The following is a 16,439-nucleotide window of genomic DNA, read 5'->3' on the forward strand; positions in this document are numbered from 1 at the left end:
GCGATCGTGATTTTCAATTCCGCAGCGTCGCTCTGAGGCGGTCGGGTTTGAGGAGCAGGTCGAGGCCTTCGGCGGCGGTTCTGACAAGCACGTCGGCGTGAGGCAGCAGAGCGGCGCAGAGCCCTTCGCCTTCGAGCACGGCGACGGAGAGGGCGGCGAGGTCGAACATGGGAATATCGTTGAAGCCGTTGCCGAAGCAGGCGACGCCGCCGCGCAGCCCGGCGACGATCTCTTTCTTGCAGGCCCCCGCCCCCGCGCGCGGAAAGGCGTGCACCTCCACGCCCAGCGGTTCGCACTGAGCGCGCACGGTACCGTATGTGTCGGCGGTGAGCACGTGGACGCCGACGAGTTCCAGCAGTTCGGGCAGGCGCGATCTGACGCTTTCAAGCACTCGTCCGTCGACGGCGACGGTGCCGTTGTAGTCGAGCGCGACGTGGGCGATTTCCAGCGGCTCGGCACGGCCGGGGATCTCGATGCGGATCACGGCGGCCTACCCGCGCGGCCTGTCTTTGTTCTTCGCGTAGAGCGCGCGCAGGCCGTCGAAGAGCAGATATTCGTCGAGGACGATGGGGCGGCGGCACAGCGGCGCCACTTTGGCGGCCAGCCCGCCGGTGATGACGGCGGTGCACTTTTGGCCGAGATGTTCTTCCATGCGGTCGATGAAGCCGTCGATCATGCCGGCGTGCCCGTACATGACGCCGGAGCGGATGCAGTTTTTCGTGTTGGTGCCGATGAGCTGATCGGGCGCGTCGAGGCTGACGTAGGGCAGCTGCGCCGTGCGCGAACCGAGCGCGTCCACGGAGATGCCGAGCCCCGGCGCGATCATGCCGCCGCGGTAGCGGCCGTCCTTGTCGATGACCGAGCAGGTGGTGGCGGTGCCGAGGTCGAAGACGAGGATCGGACAGGAATATTTGACTTTCGCGGCCACGGCGTCGACGATCAGATCCTTGCCGAGTAGTTCGGGCGCGTCGGTCATGATCGTCAGGCCGAGGTCGAGCGCCGTGGTCACGGCCATCATGCGCTTGTGCCAAAGCAGCTGAAAGGCGCGGTCCAGCGCCTGCGTGACGACGGGCACGACGGAGCTGATGACGCCGTCTTCCACGTCGCCGAGCGCATAACCGTGCATGCGCAGCACGCTCTCGACGATCATGGCGTACTCGTCTTCGGTCCTGTGCCGGTCGCTGGCCACGCGCCCCGTGAATAGGCGGCGGTCGCCGTCGTAGCCGCCGATGGTGACGTGGGTGTTGCCCACGTCGAACAGAAGAAGCATGTTTTTTCCTCCCGCAATATGTGTCGTGCCGCGAATTCCTCGCGGCGATCGTGCGCTTTCAGTATAACGGCCGAGCAATTTTTCGCAAGGGCGAGGGCGCGGATTTTTTTCGCGCGCCGTCCGCTTTTTGGTATACTTGGCGCGGGAACGGCAACTCATCTTCGCCTTGTGAAGGAGGCGCTTTTCATGCTCGAGGGGAAAAACATTCTGCTGGGAGTGAGCGGCGGCATCGCCGCCTATAAGATCGCGTCGCTGGCTTCGGCCTTGACGAAGCGCGGCTGCGCGGTGCAGGTGGTGATGACGAAGGCCGCGGAGCAGTTCGTCGCGCCCGTCACGTTCGAGGCCCTGACCCACCGCCGCGTCTTCGACGACGTGTTCGACCGCGCCGACCCGTCCGTCGTCCGCCACATCGCGCTGGCCGCCGGGGCCGACGCGCTCGTGATCGCGCCCGCCACCGCCGACGTGATCGCCAAAATCGCCCACGGCATCGCCGACGACATGCTCACCAGCACCGTGCTGCCGTTTACAGGCTGCCGCATCGTCGTGCCCGCCATGAACACCCACATGCTCGACAACGCCGCCACGCAGGAAAACCTGGCCACGCTGCGCCGCCGCGGCTGGCGCGTGATGGAGCCGGCCGAAGGGCGCCTGGCCTGCGGCGACACGGGGCGCGGCAAAATGCCCGAGCCGGAAGATATCCTCGAGTTCATCGAGCATTTCGCCGCCTGCGAAAAAGACCTGACCGGCGAGCGCGTGCTCGTCACCGCCGGCCCCACGCAAGAGGCGCTCGACCCCGTGCGCTTCCTCACCAACCACTCAACGGGCCGCATGGGCTACGCCGTCGCCCGCGCCGCCGCCATGCGTGGCGCGCAGGTGACGCTGGTGTCCGGCCCCGTCGGGCTGAAAAAACCGCTCTTCGTCGATCTGGTCAGCGTCGTCAGCGCGCAGGACATGTTCGACGCCGTCGTCTCGCGCTTCGACCGGAGCACCATCGTCGTCAAGGCCGCCGCCGTCGCCGACTACCGCCCCGCCGCGGCCTCCGAGAACAAGATCAAGAAACAGGACTCGGACATGAACCTGCCGCTGGAACGCACCGCCGACATCCTCAAATATCTGGGCGAGCACCGCGCCGATCAGTTCATCTGCGGCTTCTCCATGGAGACGGAGAACCTGCTCGAGAACTCGCGCGCCAAGCTCGCCAAAAAACGCGTGCAGATGATCGCCGCCAACAGCCTCAAAGTCGCCGGCGCCGGCTTCGGCGCCGACACCAACGTCCTCACGCTGATCACCGCCGACGCCGAGACCGAACTGCCGCTGATGAGCAAGGACCAGGCCGCCCACCGCCTGCTCGACGAGATCCTGCGCCGGCGCGGGCGGTAAGGCACAAAACTTCCGCTTGTAAAGCGCGGGCGGCCGCATTATGATAGCGGCGGAGACATCGGCCGCCGGACATACGGCCGGCACATTCTGACGAAGGAGAGAGAATCATGTCATTTGAAGGGATTTCCGAACGGCAGCATGCCGAGTACCGGGCGCGTTACGAGAGCAGCGCGCTGTACCGGGCGGTGGGCAACGCGCTGTCGAAGCACGGCATCGGCGACGTCGCGTTCAGTTCCAAAGGGCGCAACGCCGCGCAGTTCCGCTTTTCGCACGTCGTGCCCACGCTGCCCGCCGCCAATCAGAAAAAGAGCGGCCGCTGCTGGATCTTCGCCGCGCTCAACGTGCTGCGCGAGCTCACCGCCAAGAAGCTGAACCTCGCCGAGCTGGAGTTTTCGCAGAACTACATGGCCTTCTGGGACAAGTTCGAAAAGGCCAACTACTTCCTCGAAAGCGTCATCGCCCTGGCCGGCAGGCCCGTCGACGACCGGCTGCTGAGCTATGTGCTCGACACCGCGGTGCAGGACGGCGGCCAGTGGGACATGTTCGTCAACCTGGTCGAGAAGTACGGCGTCGCCCCCAAGTCGGCCATGGAAGAGACGTTCCAGAGCAGCAACACCGCCGACATGAACAAACTGCTCAACGCCAAGCTGCGCCGCGGCGCCGCCCTGCTGCGCGCCGAGGTTGCCGCGGGCGGCGACCCGCGCGCCCTGAGGCTGCGGATCATGGACGAAGTGCACGCGCTGCTGTGCCTGTGCTTCGGCCAGCCGCCGCAGACATTCGACTTCGAGTACGTCGACAAGGACAAGAACTTCCACGCCGACCGCGACCTGACCCCGAAAAGCTTTTACGAAAAGTACGTCGGCCTCGACCTGAAAAACGATTACGTCAGCCTGATCAACTCTCCCACCGCCGACAAGCCGTTCTACCGCGCCGTCGCCATCGACTGGCTGGGCAACGTCGCCGAGGGGCGTCCCGTGCGCTATCTCAACCTGCCCATGGACGAGCTGAAAGACCTGATCGTGCGCCAGCTCAAAGACGGCGAGTGCGTCTGGTTCGGTTCCGACGTCGGCAAGAAAGGCGCGCGCGACATGGGCATCTGGAGCGACGCCTGCTTCGACTACGAAGGCACCTTCGCGATGGACTTCGCCATGACCAAGGGCGAGCGTCTCGACCTGCGCGACAGCGCCATGAACCACGCCATGGTCATCACCGGCGTCAACCTCGACGCCGCCGGGCAGCCCAACCGCTGGAAGATTGAAAACAGCTGGGGCGACGAGCACGGCGATAAAGGCTACTATCTGATGGACGGCGGCTGGTTCGACGAGTACGTCTACCAGGCCGTGATCAACAAAAAGCACCTCAGCGAGAAGCAGCTCGCCGCGCTGGAAACCGAGCCGCTGCACTTCTTCCCGTGGGACCCCATGGGCACGCTGGCCGAGTAAGTTTGGAAAAAACGAAAGTACCCGCAAAGACACGAAGAAAAACGTAAAAAATCGCACATGGCAGAGGGAATCCCCCAACGGCGTATGGCCGTCGGAGATTCCCTCTTGCTCATTCTCCGGCGCTTAGCGGCGGTTCATGTCCGGAGCTGGTCCCATGGAGGCCCTTGCTTCAATCCTTTGTTTTTTCTCTCCGCTTCTGCGCGACGGCTTCTGTTCAAAGCCTTACTGCGCTCGGACATTCATCGTCCAGCGGAGCATACGTTTCTTGATCTGCTCGAAAAACTGCATCACCACGACCAGCACCAGCACCATGAACAAAAATCCCGCCCAGGTGTAGTCGTAGAGACCGAACTCCGCGTACTTCTTCACGAAAAAGCCCATGCCGTACTGCGCGCCGTACATCTCCGAATAGACCAGCATCACGAACGTGCTGCGCAGCGAGTTGACGAATCCGGCAAGAATCGACGGGCTGGCCGCCGGCAGGATGACCTTGACGAGACGCTTGAAACCTTTCAGTTCCAGCGTCGCCGCCTTGTCGAGATAGCGCTTATCGATAGTCATGATGCCCGTGATGGCCGCGAACAGCGTCGACCAGACCGTGCCGTAAACGATCAGGAACACCGAGGCGCTCCAGAAATCCGGCGCCAGCAACAGCGCGAACGGCGACAACAAAATCGACGGCACGACGCTGAACATGTAAATCACCGGATACAGCGCGTCGCGCAGCCGCTCGTTCATGCCCAGGACCGTGCCGACGAACAGCGCCACGCCCAGGGAGACGGCGATCGACGGGATCATCAGCTTCATCGACGCCAGCAGGTTCACGAACATCGTGCGCCCTTCGCCGGCGAAGACTTTGCGGATGGCGTCGACGCGCGGGAACAGATAAGGATTGGCGCGCCCCGTCTCGGTCATGTAAACGTACAGCGCGATGAGCGAGGCGCAGATGCAGAAAGTCAGCCAGTATTTGCCGAAAAAATATCTCAGCCTGCCCATCGCGAAGTCCGTTCCCGCCGCTTAGTTGTTTTCCGCGAAGAAGGCGCGCTGACGCTCGTAGAAAGCGGGATCCTCGCTGCCGTGGGCGGCGCTGACGTCCGCAAGCGCCTGCCGATACAGCTCAGTGTCGATATGGTCTTCGATCTTGATGTTGCGGGCGTTTTCGCTCAGGAAACCCGTCTTGTCGAGGATGCCCCAAGCGCGGACGACCGACTTGCTGAGCGGGTCGGCGTTGACGACGTAGTGAGCGGCGTCGAGCATGTAGGCGGCTACGTATTCGTCGGAAGCGCCGATCTTCTTGGCCAGCATGGAGACGGCTTCGTCGCGGTGGCTCTCATAGTAGCTCTGCGCCCGCAACAGCGCGCGCAGGACGGCTTTGATCGTCTCGGGATTCTTCTTGACGTACTCCGTCTGGGCCTCCATGCGGCAGCAGGAGTAGTTGGGCATCACTTCGCTCTGATAGGTGACGATTCTGACGTCGTTCATTTTCTTGACGTTGAAGTTCTGCCCCGTGCCCATCAACGCGTAGTCGACCTCGCCGCGCACGACGGCGGCCAGCGCTTCGTTGTAGCCCGAGTAGGTCACCCAGTTGACGGCCTTGAGCGGATCCTTGTAGCCCAGATCCATGACCGCGCCAGTGAAGGCGAAGTATGAAGGGTTGCAGGCGAACTTTTTGCCGATCAGCGACTGCACGCCGTTCCATTCCGCGCCGGCACGGGCGATCACAGGCATACAGCCGGTCACCATGTGGCCGCCGAAGATGGTCAGGTCGATGCCGGCGGCGATCTGCTGCAGCGGCGCGGCCGTGCCGGAGTTGGAAACCACGTCCACCTTGCCGGTGGCGAGCAGCGTCATGGCGTCGGCGTTGGCGTTGGCGAGGACCGGCTCGATCGTCAGTCCCTCGTCCTTGAAATATCCCTTGTTCTCGGCGATCGTCACGAGCACGTTGCCGCTCGTGCCGTAGTTCCAGCGCACGACGTTTCGCTCGGGGGCGGCGGAAGCGACGGCCGAGGCGACAAGCGCCAGGCTCATCGCGGCAAACAGACGGACAGCATTTTTCTTCACAGACATAAAGAACGCTCCTCTATAGAGATAAATTATGGTGCTTGTAGCCTAATCGACGACGCCGTTTCCATGCGCAAACAAGCCGCTGCGCGACAGGCGCTCCGCCACGTCGCGGTTGATGTGCCGGATCAGCGTCTCGCGCAGGCGAACGAACTCCGCGTTTTCGAAGCGGGAGCTGCGCGAGGCGCGCTCCGCCGCGGGAACGCGGCAGTCGAAGATTACGCCGCTGGGCGACTGCCCCAGCACGACGACGTGGCTGCCCAGCAGCAGCGCCTCGTCCACATCGTGCGTGACGAAAAAGACGGTTTTTTTCGGCTCATGCTTCGCCCACAGCTCCGAGACCAGATCCTGAAGCATGGCGCGCGTCACCGCGTCGAGCGCGCCGAACGGTTCGTCCATCAGCAGCACCGGCGGATCGACGGCGAACGCCTGCGCGATCGCCACGCGCTGCTGCATGCCGCCGGACAGCTCGCGCGGCAGCTTGCGGAAGACCGCGCCGTCGAAACCGACCTCGCGCAGTTTTTCCAGCGCGACCGCCTTCAGCTCGTCCGCGCCGCGCCCGGGGAAACGCTGTCTCAGCGCCAGCATGATGTTTTCGCCCGCCGTCATCCACGGGAACAGGCCGTAATCCTGAAAGACCACGCCGCGATCCAGTCCCGCGCCCACGATCGGTTGGCCGTCGAGCGTGATCTCGCCGCAGGTAGGACGCTCCAGCCCCGCCAGCAGGCGCAGAAACGTGCTCTTGCCGCAGCCCGACTGCCCCAGCAGGCAGACGAACTCCCCCGCCGCGACGGAGAGCTCGATATCTTTCAGTATCAGCTTGTCCTTCACATACGCGAAGGAAAGGTCCTTGACGGCGATATTCTGCACGGCGGGCGCGTCCTCTCTGCACGTGGCGTTTTTGCGTATCCATTCTTAATAATTATAATAATAATAGCATTACATCCCAAGCGATGCATTAATTATTTTCATGGACTTTAACGCTATTTCTACGTATTTGTCCGTCATAACCACGATACCGCCGGCAGACGCGCTTTTCGATCGCGCAGACGCCGCTGCGCCGTGAAGAAAGATAATACTATTTCTTAATTAAAAGACCGAACGCAAAGGAGCTGAGGGGGAAATTCACAAAGCGAGCTGCGCAGACTGCGCGGCAATCGGGATGGTCCCGCGTGGCCAGACGCCCCGCAGCCCCCCGAAAGCCATGCCAATACTTCTGTCAAGAATTGGTATAAAAGGGAATTCCCAACGAGCCGCGCCGTTGAGAATTCCCTCTTATACTATTTCTCAATTAAAATGCCGAATACAGAGGCGCTGCGGAGGAGATTCACAAAGCGAGCTGCGCAGACCGTGCAGCGGTCGAGGGAGTCCCGAGCGACTGAACTCCTCCGCAGCGCCCGGGAAACTATGTTAATACTTTCTATCAAGAATTAGTATTAATTTAATATTGACGCCTTTCGCGCGGCTTTCTTTACGGTCTTGCGTCGCGCCGATACGATATTCCGTGCAACGCCAGCTTATTGGGACGAAAATAATTTTTCGTTCCAATCGAGTTGAATCGAAACTCATTTGCGTTCCAATCGCGGCAAAACGAAAATCCCCGCGCTTCTGCTCCACACGGAGCATTTTCGCGAGAAAGGTCTCCGTTACAGCCTTCACAACGTATCATACAAAAGACATTTCGTCGCTGCCGCGCAAAAAACCGCCCCGCCTTTCTCGTGTGCCGAGAGAGGCGGGGCGGTCACTATTGCCTTTGAAGAGATCCTTCCTTAAAATTATGGAGCGGTTAGTTTTTGACAGACAGCGCGTCGCCGCGCTGCGTCTTGGCAAACAGATAGGCGTCCTCCTCAAGATAGATGGAATCGCCGACGATCTCGAAGGGAAGTCGTGATCCTTTATCTCGATGGAGGCCACCACCGCGGCTTTTGTTCCGACCCTTCAGCCAGAGGCGCGCTATTCCTTGAACTCGATGGAGTTGAAGACGTTCGTGGCGAGCTCGCTCTCGTGGTCGCCGGCGACGGCGATGTAGCCGATGGCGGAGTCGTCGATGGCGAAAATCTGCGCGTACACGGGCGCGTTGTTGACCGTCGCGGTGTATTCGTAGCTTTCTCCCTCGCCGTCCATTTTGGCGAGATCGGTCGCGCCGTGAGCCTGAGCGAACTGCCCGGCAGCCGTCTTGACCGTCAGCTGTTCGGAAGCCTTGAGCGCCGACACGGTGAACGCCAGCGTGTTGTCGGGAGCCTTGAGCACGCCGGTGACGGAATTGTCGTCCTGCTGGACCATCTCGAACGTCCAGCCCTCGGGCACGTCGGCCGTAAAGTAGCCGCAATCCAGCGGAGCGGCCCAGGCCATGGCGGCCATTGCCAGCACAAACACGAGCGCAAGAAGCTTTTTCATCGTTTTTCCTCCTTGAAAAATGGCGGTCCGTGCCGCCAATCGCCGGGGCATGTCCCCGCGTTTCTATTTATTTTATTTCACAGCCGCCGCGCGCCGCAAGGCCCTTTCGGCTAAAATTGCGCCAAGAAAATTAGCCGAAAGTCCTTGACATGAGGCCCGATAAAACGTTAGCATCTTGAAAAACCTTCAATTACCCGCAGAAAGGTCAAAAAAAGAACAGATGGTTCATATCGTCGTTATCAGCCGCCATAACTTGATCCGTCGCCTGCTCTCGGACTGCCTTGCCGCGCAAAAAGATTTCGCGGTCGCCGCTGAGCCGGAGCGCACGGAAGACGCGCCCGGCGTCTGCGAAAAACTGCGCCCCGACCTGCTTCTGTTCGACCTCGCCCTCGACAACGTGCGGGGCGCGCTCAGCAGTTCCGCCGCGATAAAAAAGAGCTCGCCCTCCGCCAAGATCATGTTCCTCACGGGGCTGTCCGACTCGTCGCTGATCGCCGACGCGCGCGAGCGGGGCGTCGATTCGTTCCTCTTCTACTACAACTGCATGCAGGAGGGGCTGGTCACCTGCGCCCGCGGCACGACGGGCGGCTACCAGATCTATCCCAACGAAGAGATGCTCCGTCAGATCGACCCGTTCGCCGGCGTCTTTACGCGCCGCGAGATCAAACTGCTCTGCATGCTCTGCGAATCCAAAAGCCGCGAAGAGATCGGCGCCGCGCTCGCTCTCTCCCCCAGCTCGATCAAAGGCTGCGTGTCGTCGATCCTGAACAAGACCGGTTACGGCAGCATCTCGCAGCTCCTTTCCCACATGCTCTCCCGCGGCTGCCTCGCGCCGCGGTGAGCGCAGGGAGTTTTCGCATACAACGCCGTCGAGGGCAGAAGCAGCGACGGGCCGCCGTTTTGTCCAGATCCCGAGGGAGCGCTCGGCCATACGGCGACGAACCTCGCCGGCCCGCCGCCGCGCCCTTTCGCTGCACGGACGGCGCCGTTTTTGACAGCGGAACGGCCGGCGCGGCAAGATCAAAACATCTTGAGACAAAGGAGCTGAACAGCAGTGAACAAGCGAGAAGTGATCGCGATGTTGGACGCCGAAGGGATCGCCTACGAAAAGGTGGAACACGATCCCGTCTATACCATCGACGAAATGCTGGCGCTTGGCCTGCCTCACGTCGAGGCGATCGCCAAGAATCTTTTCGTCCATGACGACAAGAAGCAGCGCTATTATCTGATCACCGTCAAGGAAGAAAAGCGCGTCGACCTGAAAGACTTCAAGGCGCGCTTCGGCACGCGCCGCCTCAGTTTCGCCTCGGAAGAAGAGCTGAACCGGATCCTCGGCCTCGCCAGGGGCTCGGTCACGCCCTTCGGCGTCCTCAACGACGAAGGGCGCCAGGTGACGGTTTATTTCGACGACGATTTCCGCGGCAGAAAGATGGGCATCCACCCCAACGAAAACACCGCCACCGTCTACGTGAAGACCGAAGACGTGGCGCGCCTGATCACGGCGCACGGCAACGAACTGAACTTCGCCCGCTTCTGATACCGATTTTCAATGTCGAAAGCGGCCGGAGACTGATGACATTCGACTCATCAGCCTCCGGCCGCTTTTTTCGGTTCGGCGGGCGTTTCGCTTTCATCCTTCGGCGGGAGGAACGGCGCTCTCTTTGGCCGCGGGGCCGGAATACTGGCCGAGCAGCAGGGCGAAATAGAAGTTGAAACAGGCATGGAAGCTGTGGATATCCTCGCCGGTGAGGCGCTTGATCTTCTCGAGACGGTAGATCAGCGTGTTGCGGTGGATGTGGAGCCGCCGCGCCGTCTCCACCAGCGAGAAGCCGCTTTCGCACCAGGCTCGGATCGTCTTTTCCAGCTCCGGCCAGTCGGATTTGCCGCGCAGATTGCCCGTCAAGGCCTTGATGAAACGGATGCGCACGGGCGCGTCGATGGTGGAGATCACGTCTTCCATGCGGAAATCGGCGATGCAGTACACGCCGGGACGCTGTTTGAACTTTTTGCCCAGCATCAGCGCCTTGCGGGCCTCCTGACAGCTGAACGACAGCGCCGCAACGCTGTGCGCCGGCGAGCCGATGCCGATGGCGGCTTTCAGCCCGTAGTCCTCGAGCCGGTCCAACAGACTCTGCGAGAGTCCGACGACTTGGGCAAGCGCCGCCTTTTCGTGCTGCGGGTCGGCGTGGTCGGCGTCCTTGACGGCATGGAGCGTGACGAAGCGGTTGTTGCCGCTGATGCTGGAGACAGTGCGAGGATGGGAGAAGATGCCGCGCATTTCCGCGAGGACGGCCTTCTTGATGTTGAGGATGCGCATCTCCACCTCCCCGTCCCGACATTCGCGCCGGACCTCCAGCGCGTAGCGGCCGAACTGATAGAGGTCGACGACGATGGGGATGTAGAACAGGCTCGGATCGTACCCGAGCTCGATGGCCCGCGACTGAAGCATGGTCTCGTTGCCGACGCCGGGGACGAAAGTCTCCAGATCGTGGATGAGGTCCTGCAAAATGCTCTCGCGGCTGCTGGAGTAAACGTAAAGCTCGCGCTCGCGCAGCAGGATCTCGATCTGCTTTTTGACGATCAGCCCGAACGGGCGCACTTCGTCCGGCACGCCCGTCAGCGCCATGGTGCCGACGGTGCGTCCGTTCAGGTTCTGGATCGGGAACGTGACGCCGGGGAGCGTGCCCCTGAATTGGCGCGCCTGCTCCCGCGTCGTCTCGGAGGCCGTGCCGGTGCGCACCACTTCGAGCGAAGCCTCGTGCAGCTGGCCGATGCGCTCACTCTGGCTGGCGCCGATAATCTTGCCGTCCACGTCGGTGATGATGAGGTTATGGCCGATGATCGCCGCTGTGGAAGAAGCGATCTCCTGAGCGCATTTTTGTATTAATGTCATCTCATCTATTTTGCTATTTTTCATCATTTCACCTCACCCTGTATGATTAATACGAATCTCCGGGCGTATTAACTCATGAAATCTGGTAATTTGCAACGGTTTTTTTTGTGAGAGCATTCTTTATCATTTCAAATAAGGCGAAGAACCATAAATAATATTCAACAAGCTGAGGAGGAATGCTTCTATGAGACTGGAACTTCGCAAAGCTCACGTGACCGGGCTTGAGTGGGGCAGTCCAACCCGCATGGAAAACGGCGTGCTCTACGTCGACAAAGCGGGCTTGATCGCGGCGCTGTCTGACGACGACCGTATCGAAAAATGGGACGTCGATCTGGCCCGTCCCGGCGAATCGGTGCGCATCATCCCCGTCAAGGACGTGATCGAGCCGCGCGTCAAGCTCGAAGGCGGCGAAAGCTATTTCGCTTCCGTGATCGGCCCCAACGACACGGCGGGTGAAGGCGCGACGTTCGTGCTCGACGGCGCCGGCGTGGTCACCGTCGGCCCGATCATGGGATTCCAGGAAGGCTTTATCGACATGAGCGGGCCCGCCGCCAAGTTCAGCCCGTTCGCGGGGCTGTTCAACGTGGTGCTGATCGCCCAGCCCGTCAAGGACCTGGAAAAGCATCAATACGAGGAAGCGATCCGCATCGGCGGCCTGAAAGCCGCCGTCTGGCTGGCCGACTGCTGCAAGGATGCGAAGATCGACGCCACGGAAGTTTTCGAAAAAGGCACGGTGGCCGAAGAGCTGAAAAAGTATCCCGACCTGCCGCCCGTTGTCCACCTCTGCATGTGCATCACGCAGGGACTGCTGCACGACACGTACGTGTACGGCGCCGACGTCAAGACCTGCCTGCCCACGCTGCTGCACCCCAACGAAGTGCTCGACGGCGCCATGGTCTCCGGCAACTGCGTGTCCGCCTGCGACAAGACCACGACCTGGCACCACCTGCACGACCCGGTGGTTTCCGAGCTGTACGCCCAGCACGGCAAGACCGTCAACTTCTTGGGCATGATCCCCACGCAGGAGTCGGTCGTCCTCGCCGGCAAGGAGCGCGCCTCGTCCTTCAACGCCCGCCTCTGCCGCGAGCTCGGCGCCAAGGGCGTGATCATCACCGAAGAGGGCTACGGCAATCCCGACAGCGACCTCTGCCTGAACGTCAACAAGTGCGAAGCGCTGGGCATGAGCACCGTGGTCATCGCCGACGAAGCCTCCGGCACCGACGGCGCCTCGCAGGGGCTGGCCGACGCCACACCGCAGATGACGGCCTTCGTCTCCTGCGGCAACGTCAACGAGATGCTCGAAGTGCCGGCCATGAAGAAAGTGATCGGCTTCATCGAGTCCATCGCCCACGTTTCCGGCGGCGCGGCCGAGAGCCTTCGTCCCGACGGTTCCATGTACGTCGAACTGCAGTCGATCATCGGCTCGACCTGCGAGACCGGCTTCAACAAGTCCGGCTCGCTCTGGGTGTAAGGAGGGGATCGGTCATGACGTTCCGCATCGTTCATTACATCAACCAGTTCTACGCCGGCATCGGCGGAGAAGAAATGGCCCACGTGCCGCCCGAAAAACGCGACGGCAAGGTCGGCCCCGGCGCCGCCCTTCAGGCAGAGCTGGGCAAAGAAGCCGAGATCGTCGGCACGGTGATCTGCGGCGACAACTACTTCAACGAACACAACGAAGAAGCCAAAAAGATTCTGCTCGAGATGATCGGCAGCTACAAGCCCGATCTGCTGATCGCCGGCCCGGCGTTCTTCGCCGGACGCTACGGCATGGCCTGCGGCGACATCTGCGCCGCCGTGCAGGACACGCTGGGCATTCCCGTCGTCACCGGCATGTATCCCGAGAATCCCGGCGCCGAGTCCTTCGCCAAGAAAGTCTTCATCGTCAAGACCGCCAACAGCGCCCGCGGCATCAAGGACGCGGCCAAATCCATGAGCTCGCTGGCGCTCAAGCTGCTCAAGAAGGAAACTCTCGGCCCCGCCGCCGACGAGAACTACATCAGCCGCGGCTTCCGACGCGTCTTCTTCCACGAGAAGAACGGCGCTCAGCGCGGCCTTGAGATGCTGCTCAAGAAGATGGCCGGCGAGCCGTTCCAGACCGAGTACGAGATGCCGACCTTCAAAAAGATCGAGCCCTGCGCTCCGGTCAAGGATCTCAAGCACGCCACCATCGCCCTGATCACCTCCGGCGGTATCGTTCCCAAGGGCAATCCCGACAAGATCCGCGTCTCTTCCGCGGAGTCTTACGGCCGCTACGACATCACCGGCCTCAACGACCTCACCCCCGAGAACTACGAGTCCATCCACGGCGGCTACGACACGCAGTGGGCCAACGCCAACCCCGATGTGGTGCTGCCGCTCGACGAGATGCGCGAGCTGGAGAAAGAGGGCAAGATCGGCAAGATCTACAAGTACGTGTACTGCACCACCGGCACCGGCACGGCCGTGGCCTGGGCCGAGAAGTTCGGCCAGGAGATCGGCCCGGAGCTGAAAGCCGCGGGCGTCGACGCCGCCATTCTCACCTCCACCTGAGGCTCCTGCACTCGATGCGGTGCATCGATGTCGCGTGAAATCGAGAAGGCCGCCGGCATCCCCGTCGTGCAGATCGCCACGATCGTGCCGATCATGATGACCGTCGGCTCCAACCGGATCGTCCCCGGCGTCGCCATCCCCCACCCCGTGGGCAAGCCCGAGCTGGGCGACGCGGAAGACAAAAAAGCCCGCCGCAAGCTGCTCGAAAAGGCGCTCGAGGCGATGGTCACGCCGATCGACACGCAGACGATCTTCAAGGCGTTCTAGGAGAAAGCATTTTCTCTGGCGATCCCGTACAAAACAACAGGCCGGCGGAACCTCGTCGGGTTCTGCCGGCCTTTTTGTCGCGCCGCAATAATGAATTTTTTCACGAACTGCGCTTCTTTGGATCATTCGTTGGAGGTTTGCTAAAGCTGTTTATGCCTTGATATGCAGCGACAATTTTTCGGAGGTCAGCGACTCATGATCATCACAAACAATCCCGACGTGCAGTCGGCACAGCTGGGCGAAACGCTTTTGGTGAGGGGGACGCCGCTGGATGTTCTGCAGGCCGTTTCCGATTACATGGAGAAAGGCTGGCATCTCGTCACGCATCCGCTGTCGGCGAACAACCGTCTCAACAAAAGCCCCTATCGCTCCGTCGTCCTGTCTGAAAAAAACTCATGGGAGGGCAGCGAACGGGACATACTCGACCGGGCGATCAGCCATTTGTCGCTGCAGGGATTTGACGATCCCGGGGACGCCGACGCCGATTACCGCTGGATCGACCTTGAACATCTGAAGACGGCTCTTTTCGAAGCGGCGAAGTTCCACCTGTGATCGAGCCTCCGCCGTGGGCGGGGAGCGAAACGGCCGGCCGTGAAACGCGGCCATGGATTATCGAAAGAGAAAGGAATGGATCATTATGGAAGAACAGAAACGAGACGGTTTTGGCAGTCGCATCGGCTTTATTCTCTCGGCCGCCGGATTCTCCATCGGCCTTGGCAACGTCTGGCGTTTTCCCTATTTGACCAGCAAGTTCGGCGGCGGCGCTTTCGTGCTGGCTTACGTGCTGATCTGCGTTTTCATCGGGCTGCCCCTGTTCCTGGGCGAGCTGAGCATCGGCCGCCGCATGAAGGCGACGCCCATCGTCGGTTTTGTCCGCGAGAAGAAGATCGGCTGGTCGCTGATCGGCTGGATCGGCGCCATTGCCTGCATCGTGCTGATGGCTTACTACACGGTTATCATCGGCTGGATGGTCCGCTACGCCGTCAAAGCCCTGAGCGGAGTTTTCGCCGGTTCAACCTTTGAGCAGACCAAAGTGATGTTCAACGATTTCATGAAAAACCCCTTCGAGCTGATCGCCTACACCGTCGTCGTCTTCGCCGCGCTCGGCATGGCGATCTCGCGCGGCGTCAAGGAAGGCGTCGAAAAGCTCTGCAAGTGGCTGCTGCCCATCCTCGGCGTCATGATCGTGACGCTGGCCGTCCGTTCGCTGACGCTGAGCCCCGTCGAGGGCGTCGGCAAGACCGCCATGGACGGCCTGAGATGGTATCTCAGCCCCGATTTCAGCCAGCTGGGCAATCCCGAAGTGTGGCTGTATGCCCTCGGGCAGAGCTTCTTCTCCATCGGCGTCGGCATCGCCACCGCCGTCGTGTACGGTTCCTACCGCAGCGACACCGACAACATGCCCAAGGACGCCGCCATGGTCGTGACCATGGATACCTCTTTCGCGCTGATCGCCGGCGTGGTCATCTTCCCGGCGCTGCTCGTCTACGGCGCCGATCCCAACTCCAGCGGCGTCGGCCTGGTCATGGAAGTCATGCCCGTCGTCTTCGGCAAGATGCCCATGGGGTCGTTCTGGGCTTCGCTGTTCTTCATCCTCGTCGCCGTCGCCGGCTACACCTCCGGCCTTGGATACCTCGAAGCTCCCGTGGCCTGCTTCGCCGATTTCTTCAAGGTGAAGCGCAGCAAGATGACCTGGATCGTCGTCTTCATCATGTTCGTGCTCAGCCTGCCCTGCGCCTATTCACTGAGCGAAGGGCACGGCTGGATGTCCACGTACCGGGTCCTCGGCAAGAGCATCTTCGACTTCGCCGATTACCTGTCGGGCAACGTGATGATGCCCGTCGACGCGCTGCTCGTTTCGCTCTACGTCTCCTTCGTGCTGAAGTTCAAGGGCTACATGGAAGAAGCGAACAAGGGCCTGAGCGAAAGCCACACCTGGAGAGTCAAGGACTGGTGGATGCCCTGGGTCACTTACGGCCTGCCCGTCGTCCTGATCGTGATCATGTACCGCAACGTGTTCTAGAAACAAAAAACGGCGGCGCGCACGCGCGTTTCCATGCCTTCGTTTCCGCCGCGCGGATCTTTCGCGACCCGCGCGGCGGATTATTTTACGCCGCAGACGTGCTACAATATCGCATAAAGTGGCGGATATCGCTTCTCTCTTCAATTTTGAAGCTGAGAAAGAAAGGTCTTTCGG

Annotated in this window: 16 protein-coding genes; 8 read left to right on the plus strand and 8 right to left on the minus strand. The window is 61.2% G+C overall.

Features of this window, described 5'->3' with window-relative positions:
* Positions 1-13 precede the first annotated feature (13 nt).
* Entirely contained in the window at positions 14-484 is a 471-nt protein-coding gene (locus RAH42_RS00325) for an ATPase P (RefSeq protein ID WP_317539726.1), read from the minus strand.
* Positions 485-490: 6 nt separating this feature from the next.
* Entirely contained in the window at positions 491-1,270 is a 780-nt protein-coding gene (locus RAH42_RS00330) for a type III pantothenate kinase (RefSeq protein WP_168170097.1), read from the minus strand.
* A gap of 186 nt (positions 1,271-1,456) precedes the next feature.
* Here RAH42_RS00330 and coaBC point away from each other — a divergent pair, with 186 nt between their 5' ends.
* Positions 1,457-2,650: a bifunctional phosphopantothenoylcysteine decarboxylase/phosphopantothenate--cysteine ligase CoaBC gene (coaBC, locus tag RAH42_RS00335; protein ID WP_317539727.1), complete on the plus strand. Its 1,194-nt coding sequence runs from the start codon at positions 1,457-1,459 to the stop codon at positions 2,648-2,650.
* Positions 2,651-2,757: 107 nt separating this feature from the next.
* Entirely contained in the window at positions 2,758-4,092 is a 1,335-nt protein-coding gene (locus RAH42_RS00340) for a C1 family peptidase (protein WP_078016839.1), read from the plus strand.
* 222 nt (positions 4,093-4,314) lie between these two features.
* On the opposite strand, the gene RAH42_RS00345 is transcribed toward RAH42_RS00340, so the two are convergent.
* From RAH42_RS00345 to RAH42_RS00365, 5 genes are all read right to left on the minus strand, one after another.
* Positions 4,315-5,088, minus strand: coding sequence for an ABC transporter permease subunit (locus RAH42_RS00345; protein ID WP_078016840.1), 774 nt, complete (start codon positions 5,086-5,088; stop codon positions 4,315-4,317).
* Positions 5,089-5,109: 21 nt separating this feature from the next.
* Entirely contained in the window at positions 5,110-6,159 is a 1,050-nt protein-coding gene (locus RAH42_RS00350; protein WP_296426121.1) for an ABC transporter substrate-binding protein, read from the minus strand.
* Between the two features lie 42 nt (positions 6,160-6,201).
* Entirely contained in the window at positions 6,202-7,023 is an 822-nt protein-coding gene (locus tag RAH42_RS00355; protein ID WP_317539728.1) for an ABC transporter ATP-binding protein, read from the minus strand.
* 540 nt (positions 7,024-7,563) lie between these two features.
* Positions 7,564-7,812, minus strand: coding sequence for a hypothetical protein (locus tag RAH42_RS00360; protein ID WP_168170098.1), 249 nt, complete (start codon positions 7,810-7,812; stop codon positions 7,564-7,566).
* A gap of 294 nt (positions 7,813-8,106) precedes the next feature.
* Positions 8,107-8,550: a hypothetical protein gene (locus tag RAH42_RS00365; protein ID WP_078016843.1), complete on the minus strand. Its 444-nt coding sequence runs from the start codon at positions 8,548-8,550 to the stop codon at positions 8,107-8,109.
* Between the two features lie 220 nt (positions 8,551-8,770).
* Here RAH42_RS00365 and RAH42_RS00370 point away from each other — a divergent pair, with 220 nt between their 5' ends.
* Together RAH42_RS00370 and RAH42_RS00375 are read left to right on the plus strand one after the other, a co-directional pair.
* Positions 8,771-9,391, plus strand: a complete 621-nt coding sequence (locus tag RAH42_RS00370) for a response regulator (RefSeq protein ID WP_078016844.1) — start codon at positions 8,771-8,773, stop codon at positions 9,389-9,391.
* A gap of 213 nt (positions 9,392-9,604) precedes the next feature.
* Positions 9,605-10,087 (plus strand): prolyl-tRNA synthetase associated domain-containing protein, encoded by a 483-nt coding sequence (locus RAH42_RS00375; protein WP_078016845.1) that lies wholly within the window; start codon positions 9,605-9,607, stop codon positions 10,085-10,087.
* Positions 10,088-10,180: 93 nt separating this feature from the next.
* Here RAH42_RS00375 and RAH42_RS00380 read toward each other — a convergent pair whose 3' ends face one another.
* The gene (locus RAH42_RS00380) at positions 10,181-11,443 is read right to left on the minus strand and encodes a sugar diacid recognition domain-containing protein (RefSeq protein WP_317539729.1); all 1,263 of its coding nucleotides are present in this window, start codon (positions 11,441-11,443) and stop codon (positions 10,181-10,183) included.
* Between the two features lie 184 nt (positions 11,444-11,627).
* Between RAH42_RS00380 and RAH42_RS00385 the strand changes: the two genes are divergently transcribed.
* The 4 genes from RAH42_RS00385 (at position 11,628) to RAH42_RS00400 (ending at position 16,265) form a co-directional block, all read left to right on the plus strand.
* Positions 11,628-12,914: a glycine/sarcosine/betaine reductase component B subunit gene (locus RAH42_RS00385; protein ID WP_078016847.1), complete on the plus strand. Its 1,287-nt coding sequence runs from the start codon at positions 11,628-11,630 to the stop codon at positions 12,912-12,914.
* Positions 12,915-12,928: 14 nt separating this feature from the next.
* Complete coding sequence (locus RAH42_RS00390) at positions 12,929-14,242, plus strand: glycine/betaine/sarcosine/D-proline family reductase selenoprotein B (RefSeq protein WP_078016848.1); 1,314 nt, start codon at positions 12,929-12,931, stop codon at positions 14,240-14,242.
* 195 nt (positions 14,243-14,437) lie between these two features.
* Positions 14,438-14,794, plus strand: a complete 357-nt coding sequence (locus RAH42_RS00395) for a GrdX family protein (protein WP_078016849.1) — start codon at positions 14,438-14,440, stop codon at positions 14,792-14,794.
* 85 nt (positions 14,795-14,879) lie between these two features.
* Positions 14,880-16,265 (plus strand): sodium-dependent transporter, encoded by a 1,386-nt coding sequence (locus tag RAH42_RS00400; protein ID WP_078016850.1) that lies wholly within the window; start codon positions 14,880-14,882, stop codon positions 16,263-16,265.
* Positions 16,266-16,439 lie beyond the last annotated feature (174 nt).

Source organism: Pyramidobacter sp. YE332, assembly GCF_033060595.1.
Lineage (GTDB): Bacteria > Synergistota > Synergistia > Synergistales > Dethiosulfovibrionaceae > Pyramidobacter.

Bases quoted from the DNA above. Each gene is read 5' to 3' on its own strand.
- RAH42_RS00395 (WP_078016849.1), top strand. From the start codon at position 14,438: ATGATCATCACAAACAATCCCGACGTGCAGTCGGCACAGCTGGGCGAA.
- RAH42_RS00380 (WP_317539729.1), bottom strand. From the start codon at position 11,443: ATGACATTAATACAAAAATGCGCTCAGGAGATCGCTTCTTCCACAGCG.
- coaBC (WP_317539727.1), top strand. From the start codon at position 1,457: ATGCTCGAGGGGAAAAACATTCTGCTGGGAGTGAGCGGCGGCATCGCC.
- RAH42_RS00340 (WP_078016839.1), top strand. From the start codon at position 2,758: ATGTCATTTGAAGGGATTTCCGAACGGCAGCATGCCGAGTACCGGGCG.
- RAH42_RS00400 (WP_078016850.1), top strand. From the start codon at position 14,880: ATGGAAGAACAGAAACGAGACGGTTTTGGCAGTCGCATCGGCTTTATT.
- RAH42_RS00330 (WP_168170097.1), bottom strand. From the start codon at position 1,270: ATGCTTCTTCTGTTCGACGTGGGCAACACCCACGTCACCATCGGCGGC.
- RAH42_RS00370 (WP_078016844.1), top strand. From the start codon at position 8,771: ATGGTTCATATCGTCGTTATCAGCCGCCATAACTTGATCCGTCGCCTG.
- RAH42_RS00345 (WP_078016840.1), bottom strand. From the start codon at position 5,088: ATGGGCAGGCTGAGATATTTTTTCGGCAAATACTGGCTGACTTTCTGC.
- RAH42_RS00385 (WP_078016847.1), top strand. From the start codon at position 11,628: ATGAGACTGGAACTTCGCAAAGCTCACGTGACCGGGCTTGAGTGGGGC.
- RAH42_RS00350 (WP_296426121.1), bottom strand. From the start codon at position 6,159: ATGTCTGTGAAGAAAAATGCTGTCCGTCTGTTTGCCGCGATGAGCCTG.
- RAH42_RS00365 (WP_078016843.1), bottom strand. From the start codon at position 8,550: ATGAAAAAGCTTCTTGCGCTCGTGTTTGTGCTGGCAATGGCCGCCATG.